Here is an 11,507-nt window from a genome sequence, read left to right as displayed (position 1 = left end):
ATCGTGGCTGTTGGAGTGAAGTTCTGGTGAGAAGGGCAGTTTAAAGTGCGAGCTTAAAGTGCCAGTCAGGTGTTTCCATCTGACTGATCCTGAAAGGATGAATGCTTCATTTAGAAATACATTACGCGATGATTACTTACTGAAGAAAATTACTTTCCTTTTTGAGTTGTGTCGGGTGGGAACACCCTACACTACAAGAACCAGACACCACTTCTAATCAATCTTTACCATCGCTGTTCTTGATATACTCGGAGGGCGGGTAGCCAAATTCTTTTACAAAACACTGCCGGAAATATTTCAGGTCAGAAAATCCGACCATATATACTACTTCAAAGACTTTATATTTCTGCGACTTCAACAGTTGCGCGGCTTCCTGCATGCGGAGCGATCGCAAATATTCTACAGGCGAAAGGCCGGTGAGCATTTTTACTTTCTTATATAATAAGGAGCGGCTCATGTTCAGCGCTTCGCACAATTCATTTACATTAAACTCGGGGTTGTCCAGGTTTACCTTGAGCAAATCATAAATAGAGTGCAGGAATTTTTCATCAGGAGAGTGAGGCTCTGCTATAGCTGTGCCGGCCGGCACGGCAGTAAACAAGTTGCGGTAAAAACGTTTCAGGTTCTCGCGCGATTGCAGCAGGTTGTTCATGGTGAGCGCCAGCATCTCCGGACTAAAGGGCTTGGTGATATAGGCATCGGCTCCTATTTCTATACCTTCTTTGTGATGCGTAAGCGATGTTTTCGCGGTGAGCAGTATAACGGGTATATGACTGGTGCGAATATTACCTTTCAGTTCTTTGCAGAAATCTATACCGTTCATCTCGGGCATCATAATGTCGCTGATGATCAGGTCGGGGTGATGATCCATGGCCAGCGATAATCCTTCTTTGCCGTTGGCGGCTTCCAGTATCTTATAGTTCTTCTCAAAATATTCGCGCAGGAACAAGCGGATGTCTTCGTCATCTTCTACGAGTAACAAACTCCGCATGCCTTTTTTTCCGGAGGTTTCATCATCTATATCTTCAGAAATAATTTCAGGAATATAGGGCTGCCTGCCATTTTCGCCCAGTATAAAACGATCTTCGCTGTTATCGATAATGATCTCGTTGGGCCTGAAATGATCTTTACCCAGCGGGAGTTTTATACTAAAGGTAGAGCCGCTGCCTTCTATACTCTCTACATATATTTCACCTTTGTGCAGGTGTACCAGTTTCTTGGCCAGCGCCAAGCCTATACCCGAACTCATCGGGGCTGTATTATCGCCTTTATAAAACCAGTCGAAGATATTACTGAGTTGTTTCTTGGGTATACCTATACCATTGTCTTTGATCTTGATGGAGACTTTCCCCTGCGGCCATTTCTCAGATACCTGTTTCAAAATAGAGATGCTGATCTCGTTGCCTTTACCTATATATTTAAAGGAGTTGGAAAGTATATTGTTTACCACCATCTCCAGTTTTTCCTTATCGAACCACACCATGAGTGAAGGCTCGCTGGCATGGAAATGAAAATGGATATTCTTGCGATTGGCCAGTTCCTTGAACGTGATATAGATCTCTTCTACAAACGCAACGATGTCGTCTTCCTTTACCTTCAATACTATATTTCCACTTTCAATCTTGCGGTAGTCCAGTAGTTTATTGATGAGGCTTAGCAACTTGTGCGCATTGCGATATACCATCTTCAGCTTTCGGCCGGTAGGTGTATAACTGCCTTCGCGCGTTACCATTTCTTCCAGCGGGCCGATCATTAGCGTGAGCGGTGTACGAAACTCGTGCGATATCTCTGTAAAGAAACTCAACTTCTCCTGCACCATCTGTCGCTCGCGTTTACGCTGAGCTTTCTCAATTTTGAGGCGCTTGCGCAAGGCTGCCTGTTTTCTGCGAACCGATAGAGCCGCATAGCACAACCCTCCTATCGCGATCAGATATAGTAAATATGCCAGCGGTGTTTTCCAAAAAATAGGCAATACCGTAATGGCAATGCTCGCATAGTCATCGCTCCAATTGTTATCCTGGTTAGACGCTTTTACTTTAAATATATAATCGCCAGCGGGTAAATACCGATAGGTGGCTGAGCGCTGATTGCCTACATAGTTCCAGTCATGGTCCAGGCTTTCCAGTTTATAAGCATACTTGTTCTTCTCCGGGTAACTATAGTTGATGGCCACAAAATCAAACGTAAAAACAGACTGATCATGTCGTAATGTAATCTTCTTGGTTTGACTGATTACCTGGTCGAGTGTAAAATCATTTTCTCCATTGCCGTTTACTTCTACCGGTTTGTTAAAGAGCTGAAAGCCCGAGAGCATTACTTCCGGTTTCTTCAGATTCTCCACTACCTGTTCCGGATAAAATACATTCAGTGCCATCGTTCCGCCAAAGCACATATACCCTGCTATATCATTATACAACGCGGAGCCCGGGTTGAATTGCCCTTCCTGCAAACCATCGTTCACATCATAATTATAGAATCGCTCAGTAGTTACTTCAAATTTTGAAATGCCTTTGTTTGTGCTGAGCCACAGATTATCGGCATTGTCTATAAGAATGGCATAGATCGTGTTATTGGCAAGTCCATTCTTATCACTATAGCGTTTAATTATTTTGGTTGCCGGATCGTATACGCTCAACCCGCCACCACCCGTACCAATCCATACTTTACCTTTGCGATCTATACTCACAGCAAACACGACATTGCTTTTCAATTGGTCGTTTTGTTGGGATATATGGAAGTACCGCTGTGCTTTATTAGTGCCCGGATTAAAATAGTATAGTCCATCGCCATAGCAACCGATCCACAATCCCCCGGAACGATCTTCGGCAATCGACCGTATATCACCATCGTGCAACGCTCCGCTTATACCCGGTATATTTTTATAAGAGCGTGTAGCTTTATCCAGCACACACAAGCCACCACGGTTTGTACCCACCCATATTGTATGCCGGCTGTCTTCTACCATTACACGCACATCATTACCTCCCGACAATGTGCCATCATAGCGGAAATTCAAAAATGCATCGCGCGCTGCATCATACTGAAATATACCTTGTGAGTATGTACCAAACCACAAAGTATTGTTATGATCGCGCAACGCACTAAGTATAGCATTCTCGGTAAGACCTTTCTCTCCATTGGCGGCATAGTGTTTTACCACTTCGCCATTTACTTTGGATTTATATATACCATCGCCATCGGTGCCCAGCCACAGGTTGCCGTTCTGATCGTAACACATACCGTAGTACTGTACAAAGCTGAGCGCTGCATTGTTATACTGTTTGGTTTGTATACGGCTGAATTTTTCCTGTATACTGCTGATCATATATACTCCGTCTCCAAACGTACCGATCCACAAATTTTTATCGCGGTCTTCATAGAGCGATTGTACCGTGCGCTTGGAAATATCGTAGTCGTTAAGATTTTGAATATGATTGAAGATAATGTCATCCAACGGGCGACTGTTGAACTGGCGCAAGTCCAAAGAATATAGTCCGCTTCCCTGCACACCGATCCACAAATGCTCACGACTATCAGCCAGCAGGGTAAATATACTTTTGCCGGCCATACCAAAATGCGGAAGGTTAAAGGTATAGAACTTGTTGTCCTGTCGTTTGTAGAGTACGAGCCCGCGTGCCGTGCCTATCCACATATTGCCGGCATGATCTTCGGCAAAGCAGCGTACATTGAGTGATGGAAGTATAGCCGTAGCCGACAAACTCTCATGTTTCTTTACAACGGTACCGTTACTGACTTTAAAAACATTGAGGCCACCATTTTGCGTACCTACCCACAGCAATCCGAATTTATCTTCGTGCAGCGTAAGTGTCTGTGTGCTGGTAAGTGCCGGCAACGTACGATCGGTATAGGGTATAAATTTTTTGGTAGTGCGATTAAACGAAGCGAAACCTGTTCCATACCACGCCACCCATAAGTTGTTGGCACTGCCTTCGGCAATAAAGCTCACATCGTTGGTAGGGTAACTTACCTCGGCCGGGTAATCATGCTGATAGAGTGTAAACTGTTCTTTTAACGGATCGAACTGGTGGAGCCCTTTGCGTGACGACACCCACAACACACCTTCGGAATCTTTATATACATGCTGCACAAAATTATCGGCCAGTCCGCGCGTGTTGTCAGGATCATACTTGAACACTTTAAAAGAATATCCATCAAAACGGTTCAGACCATCTTCCGTAGCAAACCACATCAGGCCCTGGTCGTCTTGCGAAATTGTGTTTACCACACCTTGCGAAAGTCCTTCCTTAATACCATAGCGTTTTATGCGACTTTTGGGTTCCTGTTGCGCAAAAGCAACAGTGAGAGCCATCAGCATAGCTCCTGTAAATACCCGGAAAAATAATTTCCACATCATGTTCACTGCGTTGTCATCTATATATTCCTGCAAGCATCCTGATGGTTACAAAGGCAGGGGGTTAATGTCTACAAAGTAGCACAATAAGCCTGAACACCGACAGGATTTAACAGGGGCATTTGAATAAAACGTGGGGGATAGTTGATGATCGCGCCAGTTTTTCCTTTATAAAGTTTTGTGCCCGCAGATTTACTCTTTCTCCACACTTTGTTATCCAACGAAAATAACCTGTCGTTGTGAGGCATACGGAATTTTTATATATTCACTTGTTATTTATACTCTTGTCTGTTGTATGGAATCATTACTCAATCATCAATACCTTAACCCCTCTTGTCATGCCTGAAATACGTCACCAGCTTGGTATTCTGGATCCTACCCAGAGTAAAATATATAGTTCGCTCACAGCATGCATGCCGCTTACCAAGTGGCTTACTCCGGGTGTTACGGGTCATCCTAATCTCAATACTTCCTTTCAATTATCGTTTGGTGCACCTCCTCTTACACTGCAAGTTACCAAAGTTCAATCGGGCTGGATCCAGTGGCATTGCACAGCCGGAGATGCCGAATGGATAAACACCACGATCGATTTTACCTTCGACACCACCGGATACACTACGGTTTTAAATTTTGTACATAGCAATTGGCAGGAAGGCTCCTTTACCTTGCCCGAATGGAGTTTTAACTGGGCGCTATATCTGCGCAGTCTCAAGAAATATTGTGAGAACGGCACGGGCTATCCATATCCCAACCAGATTGGTTGATATACCGTTGATCAGTTCTGCATGTTCATCAGGTCGATCATCAGGTTGAATGTATCAAGCGAGCCGGTATTGTTAAACTTCAGCGGCTTTACAATATAGCCCGATACACCCATCGCATCTACCGCTTTACGGTCTTCACGCTCTTCGGATGTTGTGAGTATAAATACTTTGATGTCTTTCCATGCGGGATTGTTTCGCAGCACCTGCAACATTTCAAATCCATTCATCTTCGGCATGTTCAGATCGAGGATGATAAAATCCGGTAAAGGCGATTGCCCCAGCAGCTGCAAGGCTTCTTCACCATTGCGCGCTTCTTTCATGCTATATACAATGGATAACTTATCGAGCGTGCGTCTCACATCGATCACATCCAGGTTATCGTCTTCTATCAATAAAATATTTACTACTCGCATCATCACACCGTTTCTAAAGGCCAGGTAAATATAAAGGTAGAGCCCTTGCCAGGCGAAGAGATGAGATGTATAGACAGATTACGATCGTCCAGTATCTTTTTTACAATGGCAAGTCCTACACCGGTGCTTTCAAAAGAATCGCGCACCTCCAGCGTCTGGAAAATTACAAATATTTTTTTATGGTATTCTTTCGAAATACCCGGACCATTATCTTCTATATAAAATTCATAATGACGATCCGTCTTTTTATAGTACACACGAACCATGCCATCTTCCTTGTCATGATAGCGATAAGCATTCACCAGCAGATTGGTAAACACCTGTTGCAACGGCAGCTTTTCCGTAAAGAGCACCGGCATATCAGGTTCAATATGTAATTTCAGTCCCGGTCTTTTCGGAAGATTCTCGCGCACTTCTTCCAACAGTGCATTTATGCTCACTTCTTCTTTCGGTTGCAACTCCCGGCCTACACGCGAATACGACAGGATGCCATTGAGCAAATTCTCGGCACGCTGCAATCGTCCTTTTATTACCCCGAGATATTCTGTCATCTTCGAAGGAAGCTCCTGCAAGTGATCTTCCTGTATCCATGTTACTACATGATCGATGCCGCGCAACGGTGCCTTCAGATCGTGCGAAACAATGTAGGCGAACTGATCCAGTTCCTGGTTCTTGCGCCTGAGTAAAGATATATTCTTCGAGAGAGTGGTAGCCATGTTGTTCAGCGATCGCGCCAATCTCCCCAATTCATCTTTTCCCTCGGCACGCATCGATACTTCATAATCTCCCCTGGATATAGCCTCAGCCATACGAACCATTTTTACAATACCGGAAGATATATGCGTAGCGATCAATACAGCTATACCGATGCCGGCAATGAACGAAAAAACAGTAAGTCCAAATGAAATTACTTTTGTACGATGTATATTTTCCGAAAGCGATCGTTTCAGGTTTTTGCGAACCGTATATTCGTAATCGCTGAACTCCCGGAATTTCTTTTGCAAACTTTTATTCACATCTTTTTCTAAACCGGTAACTAATTTAGCACGGTATAGCGCATTGAATGCAGCCATACTGCTATCCGATTCGGAGGCATGTATCCGCGCTTCAATCAATGGTCGTGCAAATTCATGCACCCAGTAATTATTCAACGCTGAAATATCATCGAGGCGATCCTTCTGCGCTATACTTTCGCTGATAAGCAAGGATAGTTCTTCCAGTATCTCATCATTCTCCAGCATAGCAGAATCGTATGACTGCATAAAGAACAATTCGTTGGTAAGAAGATAGCCGCGAAGACCACTCACCATATTGAGTATATTTCGCTGAAAGCGATTGCTCTGTTTCAGAATGCCGGTAGACCGCGAAAGCAGTTCGTACCCCTCATCAATTTTTTCCGATTGCTTGTAATTTATATAGGTGGTAGCTGCAAAGAGCAGGAGGATCATCAGAAACCCAAACAAGATCGCGTACGATATCTTCATGTGCCTTTCTTATTTAGCAGGTTGAGTAAAGAACCGCGCCCTATATCTGTAATAACAGCGTAGACGATACAAAGATTAAAGCTTCACAAGAAAAGAGCAACGATAATGTGATAAGTGTTTCCATCACGCTGTAATATTCACCTGAGCATTTTATACTGCAAACTTATGTTTACATGACCGGCTTTATTTTCTCTGTACAGAGTTGTATTTTCGTTAATCACATTGAGTCTGTCAATGTCTCTTCTCACCTGCCTGGCATGATTTTCATAATCATAGCATAGATGTACTGCGTACTATATGCAGATAATTTTTCTGATAGTATAAATAATTGAAGAATGGAAGAATCGGACAGAAGCCTCGTTCTCGTATCGAATCGTTTACCCTTCCAGTTACAGGAAGAAGGTAACGAAGTTTTACTAAAACAAAGTGACGGAGGCCTGGTTACTGCTTTAAAAAGTTACTTCGATACTGCTTCGAACCGAAGCGCCTTTCAACAGATAAAATGGTTTGGTGCCGCAGATTTTCCGGAAAAGCGGTGGAAGAAATTTAAACGCCAGGCTTCACCCACAGGAGAATTTACCGTTGAACCCGTTTTTATCGAACCCAAGACCTATAGCAAATACTATAATGGATTTTGCAATGCAACACTGTGGCCGTTATTCCACTATTTTCCTTCGTATGTAGTATATGAGCAGGAGTATTTTGAGAAATATGAGGAAGTAAATGAACAGTTTGCGGAAGAAGTACTCAAAACACTTCGACCTGGCGATACGCTTTGGATACACGACTATCAATTATTCCTGTTGCCACAATTGATACGTGACAAAATGCCGGATGTATCCATCGGTTTTTTTCTGCATATACCTTTTCCCTCGTATGAAGTATTTCGTCTCATGCATCGCCCTTGGAAAGAAAAAATTATTCGCGGCCTGCTGGGCGCTGATCTCATCGGCTTTCATACACATGAATATGTACAACATTTTCTGAAGAGCGTACGCATGGTGTTGGGATATGATCACGCCTATCGCACTATTAGTCTGCCAGATCGTTTAGTGAAAGCCGATATGTTTCCGCTGGGCATCGACTACAAAAAATTCAATACCGCTTCGCAGCAGCCGGAAGTACTTGCACAGATGGAAGATATCACAAAAAATTTTCCGGATAAAAAAATCATCTTCTCAGTCGACCGCCTCGACTATACCAAAGGTGTAACGCACCGGCTACTGGGCTTTGAACAATTATTGAAAGACCATCCGGAGTGGATTGAGAAAGTAGTATTCATTATGGTAGTGGTTCCTTCGCGACAAATTATATCGAAGTATAATGAACGGAGAATTTTGATTGAAGAAAATGTAGGCCGCATCAACGGTAAATATTCAACACTCTCGTGGCAACCGGTAATATACAGGTATAATCAGCTGGGCTTTGAAGAACTTTGCGCACTCTATCATGTAGCCGATGTAGCACTCATTACGCCACTGCGCGATGGCATGAACCTGGTGGCAAAAGAATATGTAGCCTGCTGCTCGGAGCAACAGGGTGTACTTATACTCAGTGAACTTGCCGGTGCTGCCAATGAATTAGGAGAAGCGCTGCTAGTAAATCCGTTGGATACTGTAGAGATGGCACAAGCCATACAACAGGCGTTGATGATGCCACCGGAGGAACAACGCAGAAAGATGCAGCTTATGCAACAACGCCTCACCGACTATGATGTGCACAGTTGGGTAAATGATTTTATATACCAGTTGAGTGAGATTAAACAACAACAGAAACAGGAAGAACGAAAATTTGTAACACCTTCCATTCGCAGAGAGATCATCCAGTCGTTTCACGAAGCACATACACGCAATCTTCTTCTTGACTATGATGGTACACTCGTAGCCTACGCGCGACATCCGCGCGAAGCAGTGCCCGATAAAGATTTATTAAAATTACTTGCTACACTGGGTGCTGACCCCAAAACAAATCTCACCATCATCAGCGGCCGCGACTCGCAGGTATTGGAAAACTGGTTTAAAAATGTACCGGTAAATCTGGTAGCCGAGCATGGAGCAGTCATCAAGCGTGTAGACCATACGTGGAGTCAGGAAACAGAAATGGATCAGGCATGGAAAAATGCTATCCGCCCCACATTAGAAATGTTTACCAAACGTTGTCCCGGTTCATTTGTAGAAGAGAAAATACATACACTCGCCTGGCACTATCGCAATGTAGAAACAGAACTCGGCTTTACACGTTCGCGTGAGTTACTCGATACACTTTTCCATCTTGTGCGCAATGGTCAGCTACAGGTGATCGATGGAAACAAAGTGATCGAAGTACGTCTTGCAGGAGTGGATAAAGGTATAGCTGCACGCAAGCTGGTAGAAGAAAGCAACCCTGATTTTGTGCTGGCCATTGGCGATGACAAAACCGATGAAGACATGTTCAGAATACTGGCCGACCGTGCTGTAACTATCAAGGTAGGACCAGGCCATTCCGTAGCGCAATACTCCATTGCTTCACAGCGTGATGTTATTCGCCTGCTGCATGAACTTGTTTCTTAATTTTTCTTCAGCATATATATACAAGCAGAAAGCTTAAAGCAAAAAGTAAAAAGCCAGCGGTTGCCTTTACTTTCTGCTTTCAACTTTAAGCTCTCTGCTCTACTATATTCATCTGTGAATTCTGTGGGAACATTATAAACTATGAGTATACATCGCTATAACCTCGGTATAATCGGGAACTGTTCTTATCTCGGCTATATCGACCTCGCTGCTAATATCCGCTGGCTCTGCCTGCCGCGCTTTGACAGTTCATTTTTGTTCGGCTCATTACTCGATTCAAAAAAAGGTGGTGAGTTTTCGGTAACGCCTGTAGGCGGGTATACCAGCCGGCAATATTATTTTGACAATACCAATGTACTCTGCACCGAGTTTCAATGTGCCGAAGGTAAATTTCGGGTGATTGATTGTGCTCCGCGTTTTTTTCAATTCGAACGATTCTTTAAACCGCTCATGATCGTGCGCAAGATCGAACGCCTCGAAGGAAACCCGGTAGTAAAAGTAATTTGTAAACCGGTAGGCAACTATGGCGAGATGACTCCGCAAGTAGCGATGGCCAGCAATCACCTGCGCTATATGGATTTTGAAATGCAGGCAAGGCTCACAACAGATTTACCGCTCTCCTACATTATGGAGCAGCAGCCTTTCGTGCTCGACCAGACACAATACCTTGTATTTACTTATGGCGAACCGCTGGAAGCACCACTGAAAGCAACGGCCGAAGATTTCATTAACAAAACGGTGCGTCATTGGCAAACGTGGATCAAGAGTACCTATATACCCGATATATACCAGGAGCAGATCATCCGCTCGGCACTTGTACTCAAACTACATCAGTATGAAGATACCGGTGGCATTATTGCATCGGGCACTACAAGTTTACCGGAACACAATGGCAGCGTGCGCACGTGGGACTATCGCTATTGCTGGTTTCGTGATTCGTACTACACCTTGAAGGCGTTTAATGAAATGGGACACTTTGATGAACTGGAGCGATACTTCAACTATATACAAAATATACTGATGCGCGATGGCGACAGAATGCAGCCGCTATATTCCATCACCGGGCAGAAAGAACTGGAAGAGCGACATATACCTTTAGAAGGTTATTTACAAAATCAGCCGGTACGCATCGGTAATAAAGCATACCTGCAAATACAGAACGATGTATACGGGCAAGTGCTCGTAGGGCTTCAACCTTTATTTACCGACAAGCGACTCACCTATATAAAACGCAGCTCCTATAAACCGATGGTGAATCGCCTGCTCGACTGGATTGAAAAAACGATGGACGAACCTGATGCCGGCCTGTGGGAGTTTCGGAATATAAAACAGGTGCATACCTATACATTATTATTTCATTGGGCAGGTTGCCAGGCGGCATGCAAGATTGCTAATTCCATGACGGACGGAGATCTCGTGCAACGCGCCAAAATATTGGAGAAGATGGCCTCTGATCGATTAGAAAAATGTTATGATCCACAACGCGAAGTATATACACAGGCGATGGGCGCTGAACATCTCGATGCCAGCACACTGAAACTTATCACGATGAATTATCTCGATCCACGCTCGGAGCGCGCAAAGAAACATCTCAAGGCATTGGAAGATTTACTCAAAACAGACCAGGGTCTTTTTTATCGCTATGTTCACCAGGATGATTTCGGTAAACCGGAAGCAACGTTCCTGGTATGTGCTTTCTGGTATGTAGATGCGCTTGCCTGTGTAGGGCGAATAGACGATGCCGTTAAAACACTGGATACTATACTTACCTTCGCTAACCACCTGGGTATATTTAGCGAAGATGTAGGGCTCGATGGTTCGCAGTGGGGCAACTATCCGCAAACCTATAGTCACGTGGGGCTGATCAATGCAGCATTCCGTATCTCGAAGAAATTAGATACTCCTTCGTTCAAATAATTATTTCC

General features: G+C 44.0%; 6 protein-coding genes. 3 read left to right on the top strand and 3 right to left on the bottom strand.

Going from position 1 to position 11,507, the window contains the following annotated elements:
* Positions 1-217: 217 nt before the first annotated feature.
* Positions 218-4,408, bottom strand: coding sequence for a hybrid sensor histidine kinase/response regulator transcription factor (locus tag VIN08_RS19925; protein ID WP_331968739.1), 4,191 nt, complete (start codon positions 4,406-4,408; stop codon positions 218-220).
* A gap of 302 nt (positions 4,409-4,710) precedes the next feature.
* On the opposite strand from VIN08_RS19925, the gene VIN08_RS19920 reads away from it, so the two are divergent.
* Positions 4,711-5,136 (top strand): hypothetical protein, encoded by a 426-nt coding sequence (locus VIN08_RS19920; RefSeq protein ID WP_331968737.1) that lies wholly within the window; start codon positions 4,711-4,713, stop codon positions 5,134-5,136.
* Positions 5,137-5,147: 11 nt separating this feature from the next.
* Here the strand turns inward: VIN08_RS19920 and VIN08_RS19915 are convergent, their stop codons facing one another.
* Both VIN08_RS19915 and VIN08_RS19910 read right to left on the bottom strand, forming a co-directional pair.
* Entirely contained in the window at positions 5,148-5,552 is a 405-nt protein-coding gene (locus VIN08_RS19915) for a response regulator (protein ID WP_331968735.1), read from the bottom strand.
* On the bottom strand, positions 5,552-7,033 hold the full coding sequence (locus tag VIN08_RS19910; protein ID WP_331968733.1) for a sensor histidine kinase: 1,482 nt from the start codon (positions 7,031-7,033) through the stop codon (positions 5,552-5,554). Before VIN08_RS19910 ends, VIN08_RS19915 begins: the two co-directional genes overlap by 1 nt.
* A gap of 335 nt (positions 7,034-7,368) precedes the next feature.
* Between VIN08_RS19910 and VIN08_RS19905 the strand changes: the two genes are divergently transcribed.
* Both VIN08_RS19905 and VIN08_RS19900 read left to right on the top strand, forming a co-directional pair.
* Positions 7,369-9,582, top strand: a complete 2,214-nt coding sequence (locus tag VIN08_RS19905) for a bifunctional alpha,alpha-trehalose-phosphate synthase (UDP-forming)/trehalose-phosphatase (protein WP_331968731.1) — start codon at positions 7,369-7,371, stop codon at positions 9,580-9,582.
* 141 nt (positions 9,583-9,723) lie between these two features.
* Positions 9,724-11,499 (top strand): glycoside hydrolase family 15 protein, encoded by a 1,776-nt coding sequence (locus VIN08_RS19900; RefSeq protein ID WP_331968729.1) that lies wholly within the window; start codon positions 9,724-9,726, stop codon positions 11,497-11,499.
* Positions 11,500-11,507 lie beyond the last annotated feature (8 nt).

It is taken from the genome of Ohtaekwangia sp. (assembly GCF_036568665.1).
Classification (GTDB): Bacteria; Bacteroidota; Bacteroidia; order Cytophagales; family Cyclobacteriaceae; genus Ohtaekwangia.
The sequence above is the reverse complement of the archived record's forward strand: the minus strand, read 5'-3'. Positions and strand labels throughout refer to the sequence as shown.